The 14,601-nt window shown below is 62.4% G+C and carries 13 protein-coding genes; 9 read left to right on the forward strand and 4 right to left on the reverse strand.

What is annotated here, in order from left to right; genetic code table 11:
• Positions 1-212: 212 nt before the first annotated feature.
• Both groL and C7435_RS02090 read right to left on the reverse strand, forming a co-directional pair.
• Positions 213-1,868 carry a chaperonin GroEL gene (groL, locus tag C7435_RS02085; protein ID WP_121209835.1) on the reverse strand — a complete coding sequence of 552 codons (1,656 nt, stop codon included), beginning with the start codon at positions 1,866-1,868 and terminating at the stop codon, positions 213-215.
• 54 nt (positions 1,869-1,922) lie between these two features.
• On the reverse strand, positions 1,923-2,210 hold the full coding sequence (locus C7435_RS02090) for a co-chaperone GroES (RefSeq protein WP_075188867.1): 288 nt from the start codon (positions 2,208-2,210) through the stop codon (positions 1,923-1,925).
• A 267-nt stretch (positions 2,211-2,477) separates the two neighbouring features.
• Here C7435_RS02090 and C7435_RS02095 point away from each other — a divergent pair, with 267 nt between their 5' ends.
• The 3 genes from C7435_RS02095 (at position 2,478) to C7435_RS02105 (ending at position 5,508) form a co-directional block, all read left to right on the forward strand.
• Positions 2,478-3,161, forward strand: a complete 684-nt coding sequence (locus C7435_RS02095) for a YiaD family glycine zipper/OmpA-like lipoprotein (protein ID WP_075188868.1) — start codon at positions 2,478-2,480, stop codon at positions 3,159-3,161.
• Positions 3,162-3,360: 199 nt separating this feature from the next.
• Complete coding sequence (locus C7435_RS02100; protein ID WP_121209836.1) at positions 3,361-4,608, forward strand: EAL domain-containing protein; 1,248 nt, start codon at positions 3,361-3,363, stop codon at positions 4,606-4,608.
• A 48-nt stretch (positions 4,609-4,656) separates the two neighbouring features.
• Positions 4,657-5,508, forward strand: a complete 852-nt coding sequence (locus tag C7435_RS02105; protein WP_121209837.1) for a TIGR01459 family HAD-type hydrolase — start codon at positions 4,657-4,659, stop codon at positions 5,506-5,508.
• Positions 5,509-5,520: 12 nt separating this feature from the next.
• On the opposite strand, the gene C7435_RS02110 is transcribed toward C7435_RS02105, so the two are convergent.
• Together C7435_RS02110 and C7435_RS02115 are read right to left on the reverse strand one after the other, a co-directional pair.
• Positions 5,521-6,210: a protein phosphatase CheZ gene (locus C7435_RS02110; RefSeq protein ID WP_075188871.1), complete on the reverse strand. Its 690-nt coding sequence runs from the start codon at positions 6,208-6,210 to the stop codon at positions 5,521-5,523.
• Between the two features lie 54 nt (positions 6,211-6,264).
• Positions 6,265-6,651 carry a response regulator gene (locus C7435_RS02115; RefSeq protein WP_075188872.1) on the reverse strand — a complete coding sequence of 129 codons (387 nt, stop codon included), beginning with the start codon at positions 6,649-6,651 and terminating at the stop codon, positions 6,265-6,267.
• Positions 6,652-6,760: 109 nt separating this feature from the next.
• On the opposite strand from C7435_RS02115, the gene C7435_RS02120 reads away from it, so the two are divergent.
• From C7435_RS02120 to mutL, 6 genes are all read left to right on the forward strand, one after another.
• Positions 6,761-7,216, forward strand: coding sequence for a MaoC family dehydratase (locus C7435_RS02120; protein WP_233128237.1), 456 nt, complete (start codon positions 6,761-6,763; stop codon positions 7,214-7,216).
• Positions 7,217-7,222: 6 nt separating this feature from the next.
• Complete coding sequence (locus tag C7435_RS02125) at positions 7,223-8,167, forward strand: bifunctional riboflavin kinase/FAD synthetase (protein WP_121209838.1); 945 nt, start codon at positions 7,223-7,225, stop codon at positions 8,165-8,167.
• Positions 8,168-8,347: 180 nt separating this feature from the next.
• Positions 8,348-11,329: an isoleucine--tRNA ligase gene (ileS, locus tag C7435_RS02130; protein WP_121209839.1), complete on the forward strand. Its 2,982-nt coding sequence runs from the start codon at positions 8,348-8,350 to the stop codon at positions 11,327-11,329.
• Positions 11,322-11,921 (forward strand): signal peptidase II, encoded by a 600-nt coding sequence (gene lspA, locus C7435_RS02135; RefSeq protein ID WP_075188875.1) that lies wholly within the window; start codon positions 11,322-11,324, stop codon positions 11,919-11,921. Before ileS ends, lspA begins: the two co-directional genes overlap by 8 nt.
• A 75-nt stretch (positions 11,922-11,996) precedes the next feature.
• Positions 11,997-12,539 carry a DUF3035 domain-containing protein gene (locus C7435_RS02140; protein ID WP_075188876.1) on the forward strand — a complete coding sequence of 181 codons (543 nt, stop codon included), beginning with the start codon at positions 11,997-11,999 and terminating at the stop codon, positions 12,537-12,539.
• Between the two features lie 80 nt (positions 12,540-12,619).
• On the forward strand, positions 12,620-14,509 hold the full coding sequence (gene mutL / locus C7435_RS02145) for a DNA mismatch repair endonuclease MutL (protein ID WP_233350655.1): 1,890 nt from the start codon (positions 12,620-12,622) through the stop codon (positions 14,507-14,509).
• Positions 14,510-14,601: the final 92 nt, after the last annotated feature.

The following is a 14,601-nucleotide window of genomic DNA, read 5'->3' on the forward strand; positions in this document are numbered from 1 at the left end:
ACCGGCTTGCCGGTCTGCTCACCTTTCGATGATGGGCGGCTTTATGATGTTTGTTACATCATGCCGCCCATGCCACCCATTCCGCCGCCGCCGTCCGGCTTGCCGGACGGCTCACTTTTGATCGATGGGCGGACTCATGGGGGCATGGCAAAAGAAAAGGCCCGCTCCATCGGAGCGGGCCTCTCTTTTAGTCGGTCAGGTGACCGGCATGATTACATCATGCCGCCCATGCCACCCATTCCGCCCATGCCGCCCATGTCAGGCATGCCGCCACCGGCGCCTTCTTCCTTCGGCGTATCAGCCACGGCAGCTTCCGTGGTGATCAGCAGGGAGGCGACGGAGGCCGCGTCCTGAAGGGCTGTGCGGACAACCTTGGCCGGGTCGATCACACCGAAGGCGAGCATGTCGCCATACTCTTCGGTCTGGGCGTTGAAGCCGAAGGTCGCGGAAGCGTTTTCCATGACCTTGCCGACCACGATCGAGCCTTCGACACCTGAATTGGTGGCGATTTGGCGGATCGGGGACTGCAGGGCGCGGGCCACGATGGCGATACCCTGGGTCTGGTCCGGATTGTCACCCTTCAGGCCGGCCAGCTTGGCGGAGGCCTTCAGCAGGGCAACGCCGCCGCCCGGGACAATGCCTTCTTCAACCGCAGCGCGGGTGGCATTGAGGGCGTCGTCGACGCGGTCCTTCTTCTCTTTCACTTCGATCTCGGTGGCACCGCCGACCTTGATCACCGCGACGCCGCCGGCCAGCTTGGCCAGACGTTCCTGCAGCTTCTCACGGTCGTAATCAGAGGTGGTTTCCTCGGACTGGCGACGGATCTGGCTGACGCGGGCTTCGATCTGGGCCTTGTCGCCAACGCCGTCGACGACCGTGGTGTCGTCCTTGGTGATGGTGACGCGCTTGGCCGAGCCGAGCATGTCGAGGGTGACGGTTTCCAGCTTGATGCCGAGATCTTCAGAGATCACCTGGCCACCGGTCAGGATGGCGAGGTCTTCCAGCATCGCCTTGCGGCGATCACCAAAGCCCGGCGCCTTGACGGCGGCGATCTTCAGGCCGCCACGCAGCTTGTTGACCACGAGGGTGGCCAGGGCTTCGCCTTCAACGTCTTCAGCAATGATCAGCAGCGGACGCGAGGACTGAACCACGGCTTCCAGGATCGGCAGCATCGGCTGCAGCGAGGTCAGCTTCTTTTCGAAGAGCAGGATATAGGGCTCTTCCAGCTCGGCCTGCATCTTGTCGGCGTCGGTGATGAAGTAAGGCGACAGGTAGCCGCGGTCGAACTGCATGCCTTCGACGACGTCCAGCTCGGTTTCCAGGGACTTGGCTTCCTCGACGGTGATGACACCCTCTTTGCCGACCTTGTCCATGGCCTTGGCGATCATTTCGCCGATATCGCTCGCGCCATTGGCGGAGATGGTGCCGACCTGGGCGACTTCAGCGGAGTCCTTCACCGGGGTGGAGCTCGCCTTGATGTCTTCCATGACGATGGCGACGGCCTTGTCGATGCCGCGCTTGAGGTCCATCGGGTTCATGCCGGCAGCAACCGACTTCATGCCTTCACGGACGATGGACTGGGCCAGGACCGTGGCGGTCGTGGTGCCGTCGCCGGCGACATCATTGGTCTTCGAGGCCACTTCGCGCAGCATTTGTGCGCCCATGTTCTCGAACTTGTCCGTCAGTTCGATTTCCTTCGCGACGGAGACGCCGTCCTTGGTGGTGCGCGGTGCGCCGAAGGATTTTTCGATGACCACATTGCGGCCCTTGGGACCGAGTGTGACCTTGACAGCATTGGCGAGGATATCGACGCCGCGCAGCATGCGTTCACGCGCGTCGGAGCCGAAAAGTACGTCTTTGGCAGCCATTGGAATATTTCCGTTCTTCTAGCTTGAGAGGGGTGTTCTGATCAGGTGTGCGGCTTACGCCATCACGCCGAGAATGTCGGACTCTTTCATGATCAGCAGCTCGACACCGTCAACGGTGACTTCGGTGCCGGACCATTTGCCGAACAGGATGCGATCACCGGCCTTGACGTCGAGCGGGCGCACAGTGCCGTCATCCTTGATGGCGCCGCCACCGATGGCGACAACTTCGCCTTCCTGGGGCTTTTCCTTGGCCGTGTCGGGGATGATGATCCCGCCTTTGGACGTGGACTCTTCTTCAACGCGCTTCACCAGCACGCGGTCGTGCAGAGGACGAAAAGTCATCTTGGGTTTTCTCCAAACAGAGGACTGAAGGTTCATCGCGGTCGGTGGGGGTTGTTGGCACTCACCCCAGTCGACTGCTAACAGCGGCGGAGATAGGTTGTCGCCGCTCGTCCGTCAAGGGAGATCCGGTGCAATTTGTGTCGCTTGAGTTCGACGGATCGCCGGTCAGCTTGCGTTCATATCCGGAAAGATAAATCCGCCATTGCCATAGCTGTCATATAAATCGATATGATAGGCATCTAGTTGCGTCACCGAGAGGGATACACGATGAAACTCCGCCCAACCATTCTCCGCACGACCATTCTGACCGTCGCTGCGCTGTCCATGGCAGCCTGCACGACGACCGACCCCTATACCGGCGAGACCCGGGCCAACAATACGGGGCGCGGCATTCTCCTGGGCGCAGCTGCCGGTGCGGCGCTGGGTTATCTCACCAACACCAATGACAGCGAAGAGGGCCGGACCAACGCCCTGATCGGTGCCGGCATCGGCGCGCTCGCCGGTGGGGCCATCGGCAATTACATGGACCGCCAGGAAACGGCCATGCGCGAAGCCCTGTCCGACACCGGCGTTGGTGTCCGCCGCGAGGGCAATGATCTGCGCCTGATCATGCCGGGCGATGTCACCTTCGCGACCAACTCCGCTGACATTCAGGGCCAGTTCTATAGCATCCTCAGTGATGTCTCGACGGTGCTGAACCGTTACCCGGCCACCTATGTCGATGTTGTTGGTCATGCCGACTCGGTTGGCGCCGCGGACTACAACCAGCAGCTCTCCGAGCGTCGGGCCCTGTCGGTCGGCAATTATCTCATCGCCCAAGGCGTGTTGCGGGACCGTTTCTACATCGCCGGCATGGGCGAGCGTTCACCGATCGCCTCGAATGACACGGCGGACGGGCGTCAGCGCAATCGTCGCGTTGAAATCCTGATCCGGCCGCACGCCGCCTCGTAGGCAAACTGATTCTCCACAGGAAACGACCAGCGGCCCGCCTCCAAGGTGGGCCGCTTTAATTTATGCATGTCATTATAGATCAATATGTTAGATGGTGAATACCCGATCAGGGTTTACCTTCGTTAACCAAACGACAACCCGCGCCAACACAGTTTAACCTTCAAGCACACCTGACGTTTCGCTGATTCGAAGGCCCGACATGCCCCGCGCATCCGACATTTTGATCCTGCTGACCTACATCACTATTGCGGCCGTTGCCGCGATCGGCTTCGAGTTCTTCGGTCTGATGCCGACGCTCAATGCCTGGATGATGGGGGCGATCGTCTTCGTCGTGGCCGGCATGGCCCATTCGGCCGCCGCCCGTGGCCAGGAGCGTCGGGCGCTGGAATCCGAGATCCATGAACTCAAGGCGGCCAATCTGGCGCTTGCCGAGGAATTCGAGGCGGCCCAGTCGCGCATTGACGAGATCGCCGACGAATTGCGCGCGGAATCGGTCGAGCGCGACAATGCCTTGGTGCATGAAGTGAAAGTGCTCGAAGACCTGGTCCGCCGGGTTGGTCCGGCCGACGCGCAAGCGCGGGCCGACATGCCGACGGCTGCCGCATCCGCCTCGCGCACTGACATCGACACGGTTCGCGAAGCGCTCGCTGCCAACCGCGTCGATCTCTACCTGCAGCCGGTCGTCACCCTGCCGCAGCGCCGCACGGCCTTTTATGAAAGCTATACCCGCCTGCGCGATGCGACCGGCCGCATCCTCGCGCCGGGCGCCTTCATGGCCGCCGCCGAAGAGGCCGGGCTGATGACCGAGGTCGACAATCTCCTCTTGTTCCGTTGCGTCCAGATCGTGCGCCGCCTGACCGGTCAGGACCGCAAGGTCGCGATTTTCTGCAATGTCTCGCTCAACTCCTTGGCCGACGAGACCTTCTTCCCGGAATTCCTCGACTTTATCCGCCAGAACAAGGATCTGTCCGGGTCACTGATCTTCGAGATTTCGCAGCAGGCCTTTGAAGAGCGTGACGCCATTGCGGCCCGCAACATGGCCCGCATGGCCGATTTCGGCTTCCGCTTCTCGATTGACCAGATCCACCATGTCGAGCTTGACCTGACCGAGATGGAACGGGCCGGTGTCCGCTTCGCCAAGATCGGCGGCCGTCGCCTGCTCGATGCGATCGATAATTACGAGTCGATTGCCGGCTATGAGGCCGGTGCCATCGCCACCGAAGACATGGCGGGCCTGTTCGGTCGCCACGGGATCGAACTCATCGTCGACAAGATCGAGGATGAGGCGACGGTGGTTGAAGTGCTGGAAATGGACGTCGCCTATGGTCAGGGCCACCTGTTCGGCGAACCTCGCCCGGTTCGTGATGACGTGCTGGAGACTGCCCGCGACAGCGGCAAGGGCACGGGGCGCGACGCCGACAGCAATGTCATCCAGATGACGGCTTGACCAACGCGCCGCATTGACCGCTTGCCTTGCGCCTGCTTCAAGCGCGGCATGTTACCTGAATTCGCCACACTCGGCCCGCTCCGCGACCGCTATGACACGCTCTATTGCGATGTCTGGGGTGTTATCCGTGATGGCAGTGATCTTCTCCCGCCGGCCGTTGATGCATTGATGCGTTTCAGGGCCAGCGGCGGTCGGGTCTGTCTGGTCTCGAACTCGCCGCGACGCAGTTCGTCGCTGGTGCATTTCCTCGCAGATATGGGCCTGCCGGATGCCGCAACCGATGCGGTCGTGACCTCCGGCGATGCGATCCATCGCCAGCTGGTCAAGCGGACGCCAGGCAAGGCCTTCAATATCGGACCGGAGCGGGATGGCAGCCTGTATGCCGGACTCGATCTGGAATTCACTGATATCGAGCAGGCAGACTTCATTTCCTGCACTGGCCCCGACGACTATTTCAACGGTCGTCCGGAGGATTACGACGCGGTGTTGCGACGGGCGCTGGAGCGTGGGCTGGACCTGGTCTGCGCCAATCCGGACATTGTCGTGCAATCGGGGAATCGCCTGGTCTTCTGCGCCGGTGCGATCGCCCGGTATTACCGCGAATTGGGCGGGGCCAGCATTGTCGCGGGCAAGCCGCACCGGCCGATCTACCGACTGGCGAAGCGGGCGCTGGAAGCAAAGGGTTTCGAGGTCGACCTGGATCGCGTGCTGGCGATTGGCGACGGTCCGGAGACCGATGTCGAAGGGGCCAGCCGGGCCGGGGTCGATTGCCTCTTCATCGCCGACGGAATTCTCGGCGAAACGCTGAACGGCGGCCGCCTCGATGTCGAGACAGCCGCCGCAGCGCTGAAGGATTATGGTGTGTCGTCCCGCTATGTCGCGGACCGTCTCACCTGGTAGCTGTGTGGCCGGTCAATCGAACAGGGAGTCGATCGAACCTTGGTCGAGATCCGAGGCCGGGGCCGCGTCGGCGAACATCGCGTCGATGTCGTCCTGGCTGGTTTCCGGACCGCCGATGGCAGGGCCATTGAGCAATTGCTCACGGTTGCGCTTGTCTTCGGCGGTTTCCTCGACAACCTGGTCGGCATCGCGAACGCCCATGACTTCGGCAAAGCGGGACACGCGGTTTTCCACGTGGCGCAGCGATGTCACGACTTTGGACACCCGTTGGCCGGCGAGATCCTGGAAGCTGCACGCCTCGATGATGGTCATCATGCGGGCTTCGACATTGGCGCGGTAGGCGTCATAGTCGGCTTCATCGTCACAGAGCACGGCTTCCGCCTCGCTCATGATGGTCTCGGTCGCCCGTTCGGTATCCCCGACGACGGCCTCAAGTTCCTGACCGGCTGACGGGATACGCGACGTCTTGATATCGTTCGGTCGCAGGGCAGCAATCTCGTCGCGAGTGCGTGAGATATAGTCCGCGATATAGTTGAATTCCTGGCAGATCGACTGGTCGAGGGAGCTGAAGAACAGCTTCATCGTATCCGTCAGCTGGTGCGCCAGCTTCAGGACTTCCATGATCTGGGCGTCCTGCAGATCACTCGCTTTCAAAGAAGCAAGAGACGTGCGGACTTGCGCGGCAACATTGGCGGCGGGCATGGGGCCCTCCTTCCTTTGCAGACTCAAACGAGGGTGAGGCGGTTCATCAAGCGACTAGAAGTCGCCGAGAACAGCCGACATCTTCGATTTGAGGGTTCCGGCGTTGAAGGGCTTCACGATGTAATTGTTTACACCAGCCCGCTTCGCCGCGACCACGTTTTCGGTCTTGGATTCTGCGGTTACCATGATGAAGGGCGTTGCCTTCATGCTTTCATCCGCACGAACTTTCTGCAGGAGCTCGTAGCCCGTCATGGGCTCCATGTTCCAGTCTGAGATCACCAGACCGTACTTGTTTTCCTGCATTTTCGCGTAGGCTTCCTGGCCATCGGCGGCCTCGTCCACATTTTCGAACCCGATCTGCTTGAGCAGGTTGCGAATAATGCGGATCATGGTTTTGTAGTCATCCACGACCAGGATCGGCATCGTCATATCGACAGCCATGCTTAGTCTCCATCCACTCGGCGCGTTTACACAAGGACAGCTTGTTCCGCTGTCTTCAGCGAGGACCCTAGACATTCGCGGATAAAAATCGGTTAAAGCGGATACAAAGATGGAGTCACACATGTCGGAAGTGCGCGGCATCGCCCTTGAAGAAATGGAAATTGGTCTTTCCGCAGAGGCAGTTAGAACTGTCACTGAAGATGATTTGGATATGTTCGCGAAGGTGTCCGGGGACTATAACCCGGTGCATATGGACGAGGAATTCGCCCGCAAGACGCCTTTTCGCGGCCGGATTGCACATGGCGCGCTGGTCGCATCCTATATTTCCGGCGTGCTCGGAAATCAGCTGCCCGGACCGGGCGCCATCTTCCTTGGCCTCAACATGCGCTTCTTCCATCCGACCCGGATCGGCGACGAGGTGCGCACCCGTGTTGAAGTGAAATCGGTCGATCTCAAATCCCGCAAGGCGGTCATGGACTGTACCTGTTATGTCGGCGAGAAACTGACCATGCAGGCGGAGGCCGAGGTCATGGTTCGCAAGCAACGCCGTGCCTCGACAGACTGATCGCGGATGAGAATCCTGCGAGGTCATAATCAATTGCCGGGTGATAGTCGTGGCGCTGTCATTGCCCTGGGTAATTTTGACGGTGTCCATATGGGGCATCGTCACGTCATTGCGCTGGCGGGTGGTCTGGCCGGCTCATTGAAGGCGCCGCTCGGGGCCGCCCTGTTCGACCCGCATCCGCGTCGTTTCTTCGCGCCGGACGCGCCGACCTTCCGGCTGATGAGCGAAACCCGGCGTAACCGCATCCTGGAAAGCCTGGGCGTCGAACAATTGCACATCCTGCCTTTCTCCATGGATATGGCAAGGATGACTCCGGCCGAATTCGTCGGCGATGTGCTCGCCGACGGGCTGGGCATTGCCGGTATTGTGACCGGTGAGGATTTCCGTTTCGGGGCCGGTCGGGCGGGCGCCACCGACGATCTCGCCCGCCTGTGCGCGGATCACGGCATCGCAACGGCCTTTGCCGAACTGCACGGCAATGGCGCCGACAAGGTCTCCTCGACGCGTATCCGCAAGGCCATCCATGATGGCGACATGCGTGCCGCCGAGACGCTGTTGGGCACGCCCTGGGCCGTTGAGGGCATCGTTCAGCGCGGCGATCAGCGTGGCCGCACCATCGGCTTTCCGACCGCCAATCTGACGCTGGGCGACTATGTGCGCCCCGATTATGGCGTCTATGCCGTCCGGGTGGGTGTCGATGGTGACAGCCCGTCCATCGCTGCCGTTGCCAATATCGGCAAACGGCCGACGGTTGATGGCGTCACGGAACTGCTCGAAATTCATTTGCTCGACTGGTCCGGTGACCTTTACGGTCGCAAGCTGGAGGTCGAGTTCTTCGATCATCTGCGCTCGGAAAAGCGGTTCGACGGGCTGGAGGCGCTGAAGGCCCAGATTGCCGAGGACGCCATCGCCGCCCGCAAGGTGCTGAGCGGCCTGTCTGGACCGGCCTGAGCGGCTCTGTTACACGCGAGGCATGGTCTCAATGTCCCTGTTCATCCGCCCGGCAGCGCCCGCTGCTGCCCTCGCCATCGGGCGAATTACCGGCCCGGGCCGCCGCATGTGATGTGGGCGGTTCCGGGACATGTCCTGCCTTGAACCCATGACCATAAAAGACCGCAAGGATCCGATCCGATGACGGACACGCCCTCGACGACTGGCGCGACAGATACCGCCGCCACCTCCCGTGATTACAAAAACACGCTTTTCCTGCCGACCACGGAATTCCCGATGCGCGCCGGCTTGCCGCAGCGCGAGCCGGAATGGCTGGAACGCTGGGCCAAGCTTGACCTGTACAAGCGCCTGCGGGCCGAAAGCGCCGGCCGGCAGCGCTGGGTGCTGCATGACGGGCCGCCCTATGCCAACGGCCATATCCATATCGGCACCGGCATGAACAAGATCCTCAAGGATATGGTCGTCCGCTCCAAGCAGATGGCCGGCTTTGATGCGCCCTACCGGCCGGGCTGGGACTGTCACGGCTTGCCGATCGAGTGGAAGGTCGAACAGAATTTTCGTGCCAAGGGGCGCAACAAGGACGATATCCCGGTCCAGGAATTTCGCGCCGAATGCCGGACCTATGCCAGCGAGTGGGTCGGCGTCCAGTCGTCGGAATTCCAGCGCCTGGGTGTCAGCGGTGAGTGGGATGATCCCTACACCACCATGGCGTTCGAGGCCGAAGCCGCGATCGTGCGCGAATTCCTCAGCTTCGTCGATCAGGGCCTGGTCTATTGCGGTTCAGCCCCGGTGATGTGGTCGCCGGTCGAAAAGACCGCCCTGGCCGAAGCCGAGGTCGAGTATCAGGACAAGGTTTCCTCGACGATTTTCGTGCGTTTCCCCGTGCGCGGCGTGCGCAAGGACGGCAGCGCCATCCCGAAATCCTGCATCGGTGCGCATGTCGTCATCTGGACGACGACGCCCTGGACCATCCCGGGCAATCGCGCGATCTGCTATTCGCCCGAGATCAGCTATGGCCTCTACAAGGTGACCGGCGTTGATGGCGGCGATTTCACGCCCTGGGCCATGCCGGGCGACCTTCTGATCGCAGCCGATGCGCTGTGGGAAGAGACGGCCAAGGCCGCGATGATCGGCAATTGGGAACGCGTTGACTCCATCGATCCGACCGGCTTCGTGTGTTCGCACCCACTCTCCGAACTCGACCGTTTCTGGTCCTATCCGGTGCCGCTGCTGGCCGGCGATCATGTCACTGACGAGGCCGGCACCGGTTTTGTGCACACCGCGCCCAGCCATGGTGCCGAGGACTATGTGGCCTGGATGTCGGCGCCGGAATGGCATGACAAGGACGCGCCGGTCCCGCACATGGTCGACGAGAACGGTGCCTATTATCCGCATGTGCCGGTCTTTGCCGGGCTGAACATCATCCGCCTTGACGGCAAGAAGCAGGGCCAGGACGGGCCGGCCAACAAGGCGGTGATGGACGAGCTGATCGTGCAGGGCAAACTGCTCGCACGCGGCCGTCTCGAGCACTCCTATCCGCATTCCTGGCGTTCCAAGGCGCCGGTCATTTTCCGCAATACACCGCAATGGTTTGTCGCCATCGATCGGCCGATGAAGTCCGGCGGCACGCTGCGCGAGAAGGCCCTGAAGGGCATCTCGGAGACCAGCTTCACGCCGAAGATCGCCGAGAACCGCATCCGCTCCATGGTCGAGCAGCGGCCGGACTGGTTGATCTCGCGCCAGCGTGCCTGGGGCGTGCCGCTGACCATGTTCGTGGAAAAGGGCACCACCCGTGTGCTCAACGACCCAAAGGTCAATGAACGCATCATCGATGCGGTTGTCGCCGATGGTGCTGACGCCTGGTTCGAGCGTCCGGCCGCCGACTTCCTTGGCAGCGAGTATGACGCCGACGCCTATGAGAAGGTCACCGACATTCTCGATGTCTGGTTTGACAGTGGCTGTACCCACGCTTTCGCGCTGGAGCCGCGGGCCGATCAGAAATGGCCGGCCGACCTCTATCTGGAAGGGTCGGACCAGCATCGCGGCTGGTTCCAGTCCTCGCTGCTCGAAAGCGCCGGCACCCGCGGCCGGGCGCCTTATGACGCCGTTCTGACCCATGGTTTCGTGATGGCTGGCGATGGCCGGAAAATGTCGAAATCGCTGGGCAATACGCTGGCCCCGATCGAGATCGGCAAGAAATACGGCATCGAAATCCTGCGCCTGTGGGCCGCGGCCCAGGACTTCACCGATGATCTGCGCATCTCCGAGGAGATCCTGCAGACCTCGGTCGATGCCTATCGCAAGATGCGCAACACGCTGCGCTACCTGTTGGGCGCGCTGCACGGGTTTGACGAAACCGTCGAGCACGTGCCGCATGACCGCATGCCGTCTCTCGAGCGCTTCATGCTGCATCGCCTGCATGAGCTCGATGGTGTCGTGCGCGATGGCTATGCCGCCTATGACTTCAAGAAGGTCTATTCGGCGCTGTTCAATTTCTGTGTCGTCGATCTGTCGGCCTTCTATCTCGATATCCGCAAGGACAGCCTGTATTGTGACCGGCCCGATGATGATCGCCGCAAAGCCTGCCGCTCGGTGATGCACGAGATTTTCATGCGCCTGACCGCCTGGCTGGCGCCGATCATGCCCTTCACCATGGAAGAAGCCTGGTTGTCGCGCTTCCCGTCCGAGGATGACAGCGTGCATCTGCGCACTTTCCCGAAGACGCCGGGCGACTGGCAGGATGGTAGCTTGGCGGAGAACTGGCGCACCATTCGCCGTTTGCGCCGCGTCGTGAATGGCGCCCTGGAAGTCGAGCGCCGCGAGAAGCGCATCGGGTCGAGCCTTGAGGCCGCGCCGCGCGTTCATGTGACCGATGCGGCCTATCGGGCTGCCCTGGCTGCCGAGACCAACGGGGATGTCGATGACTTCCTGGCCGAGATCGGCATCACCAGCCAGGCTTATCTGGTTGATGGTGACGCGAGCGGCGAAGCCTTCCGCCTCGACGATGTCGCGGACGTCGCTGTGGTGCCGGGCCGGGCCGAAGGCGCCAAATGCGCTCGCTCGTGGAAATATTCGACTGAGATCGGCGCCGACACACGCTATCCCGACCTGAGCCCGCGCGATGCGGATGCGGTCGCCTGGTGGGACGCCACCCATGCCTGAGTGGGCGATCGAGATCCGGCGGCGCTTTGCCGCGTCGCCGGTCCCGCGCCTGGGTCTGGGCATTGCCGCCGTGATCCTGGTGCTCGACCAGCTCTCGAAATGGTGGGTGTTGTCCGGCCTCAATTTCTCGCCGGCCGGTTGTCTGGACTATCAACGCGCCGAGGGGGCCGAGCGGCTCACCCTGGCCAATACCTGCGGTCATATCGAAGTGTCGCCGGTCTTCGACCTCACCATGGTGTGGAACAAGGGTGTCAGTTTCGGCCTTCTGGGCGCCGACGGGCCGATCGGCCGGACCATATTGATCGCCTTTTCCGTGCTGGTCGCCGCCGGCCTGATCGCGGGACTGCTCAATGCCGGGCCGATCCGGGCGACCCGCCGACTGCAAGGCATCGCTTTCGGGTTCATCATCGGCGGTGCGTTGGGCAATGCCATTGATCGCGGGCTTTATGGCGCTGTCGTCGATTTCCTCAACTTCTCAGATGTTTACTTTCCTTACGTCTTCAATATCGCTGATGTCGGCATCAATCTCGGCGTCGCTGCCATCCTGCTCGACGTCTTCTTCAATGACCGCAAACCCGCATCCGACACCTAGTGTGGAATGCGGGGTGGAGTGATGCCCCGGCTTTGGGTTAAGCTGCGGCAGACAAAAATTCGGAGTCTCACAGAGATGCGTTTGCGTACTGCTATTTTCGCCGCGACCACCGCGGCCATCGCCCTTTCCGGCTGCAGCAATGTCTCGCGCGCGCTCGGCGCCGAGCGCTCGACACCGGATGAGTTCCGCACCGTGACCATCGCACCGCTGACGGTTCCGCCGGAATATAATCTGCGCCCGCCGCGTCCCGGTGAGCCTCGCCCGGACGAGATCTATCCCGACCAGCAGGCGCGTGCTGCCCTGCTCGGCTCGCAAGGTGAGTTTGAAGGCTCCGACGCCGAGGCCCTTTTGGTCGCGCGTGCCGGTGGCGGTGGTGCTGATCCCTTCATCCGCTCGATCATTGACGGCGAGATGGCCAGCGTTGTTCGCAAGAATCGCGGTTTTGCCGACATGGTCCTGTTCTGGCGCGATGGTGAATATCGTCCGCGTGGTGATGCCACCCCGCTCGACGCCGAAGCCGAAGCCCTGGCCCAGGAGCGCATCCAGAATGTCACCGGTGGTGGCGATGTGGAAATCGAGCGCGATCGCCGCCTGCTGCCCAAATTGCCGGGCCTTTGAGGCCGTCCTGTCCATGAGGGCAGGCACACACACTTGACCGACTCGGGGCCAGCCAAGAGGCTGGCCTCATGTCTTTGGCCATGACCCAACCCATCATCCGACGCCTGCCACCGGAAACGGTGAACCGTATTGCTGCCGGCGAAGTCGTCGAGCGGCCGGCCTCTGTCGTCAAGGAACTGGCCGAAAACGCCCTCGATGCCGGCGCCCGGCGGATCGACATCACGGCCGAGGGCGGTGGTCTGGCCCGTTTGCTGATCGAGGATGACGGCAAGGGCATGAGCCCGGCCGAGCTGGAACTGTGCATCGAGCGCCATGCCACGTCCAAACTGCCGGTCGGTGATAACGGGCAGGATGACCTGCTCAATATTTCCACCATGGGGTTTCGCGGCGAGGCCTTGCCGTCGATCGGCTCCATCGCCCGCCTCTCGATCACCAGCCAGGCCAAAGGCGCCGGTGACGCCTGGGCGATCCTGGTGGAAGGTGGCAAGACCAATGGCATCGCTCCCGCGGCTCCACTGGGACGCGGCGGTACGCGGATCGAAGTGCGCGACCTTTTCTACGCCACGCCGGCGCGCCTGAAATTCCTCAAATCGGAACGCTCGGAAAATCTCGGCATCACCGATGTCGTCAAGCGCATGGCCATGTCACGGCCCGATGTCGGCTTTTTTCTGACCCTGGACGGTCGCAAACGCCTATCGGTCGCCGCCGAGCGCGGTGAGGGGGGTGAGGCGCGTATCGCCCGCATGTCAGCCATTCTCGGGGCCGATTTCGGCGAGAATGCCCTCGAGGTCGACCAGGCCCGCGATGAGGTGCGCATTTTCGGCTTTGCCAGCCTGCCAACCTATTCGCGCGGCAATGCGATGCACCAATATCTCTTCGTCAATGGTCGTCCCGTCCGCGACAAGCTGCTGGGCGGCGCTGTGCGCGGCGCCTACCAGGATTTCCTCGCCCGCGATCGCCATCCGGTCGTGGCGCTGAATGTCGAACTGCCGACCGGTTTGGTTGACGTCAATGTCCACCCGGCCAAGGCCGAGGTCCGCTTCCGCGATGCCGGGCTTGTGCGCGGCCTGATTGTCGGCTCCCTGCGCCATGCCCTGGCCGCGGCCGGTCACCGCGCCTCGACCACGGTCGCCGGCTATGCGCTGGGGCGGGTCCGTCCCGAGGGGTATCAGCCGCCGCAACCGCCGCCGGGTGGGTATCAGTCGCACACCGCCAGCCTGGCCGCCTGGGGCGCGCCGCGGCCGCCGTCGGAACCGGTCCAGGACCGGGTCTTTGATCCTGGCATGTCGGCGCGCGTTGAACCGGATCCATCAGGCTATGGCACCGGCATGGGCGAGGGGGCGCCGGAGGGTTTCGATACCGCCCAACAGCCTGCCAGCCCGCCGCCGGACTGGCCCCTGGGTGTCGCCCGGGCGCAATTGCACGAGACCTATGTCGTCGCCCAGACCGGTGACGGCATCGTCATCGTCGACCAGCACGCCGCCCATGAACGCCTCGTCTATGAGCGCATGAAAAAGATGATCGCCGAGACCGGTGTCCAGCGTCAGCGTCTGCTGGTCCCGGAAATCGTCAACCTCGACGAAGCCGAAGCGCGTCGACTGCTCGAGCGGGCCGAGGAACTGGAAGAACTCGGCCTGGTCATCGAAGCCTTCGGCCAGGGCGCCATCGCCGTGCGCGAGACGCCCACGCTTCTGAAAAAACTCGACGTCCAGGGCTTGATCCGTGACCTCGCCGACGATCTCGCCGAGTACGACCAGGCGCTCTCCTTGAAGGAAAAGCTGGAAGACGTCGTCGGCACCATGGCCTGCCACGGCAGTGTCCGCTCAGGCCGCCGCCTCACCGGCGAAGAAATGAACGCCCTCCTGCGCGAAATGGAAGCCACGCCGCACTCAGGCCAGTGCAATCACGGTCGGCCGACCTATGTCGAGCTCAAGCTGAGCGATATCGAGCGGCTGTTCGGGCGGCGGTGACCCCTCACCCGGCCCTTCGGGCCACCTTTCGTCGTGTCAGACAGTCCACAGGACTGTCCTTTGGCTCCTCAACCCGCAAGGGGAGAGGGCGT

The organism is Maricaulis maris (assembly GCF_003634045.1).
In the GTDB taxonomy this organism is placed as follows: domain Bacteria; phylum Pseudomonadota; class Alphaproteobacteria; order Caulobacterales; family Maricaulaceae; genus Maricaulis; species Maricaulis maris.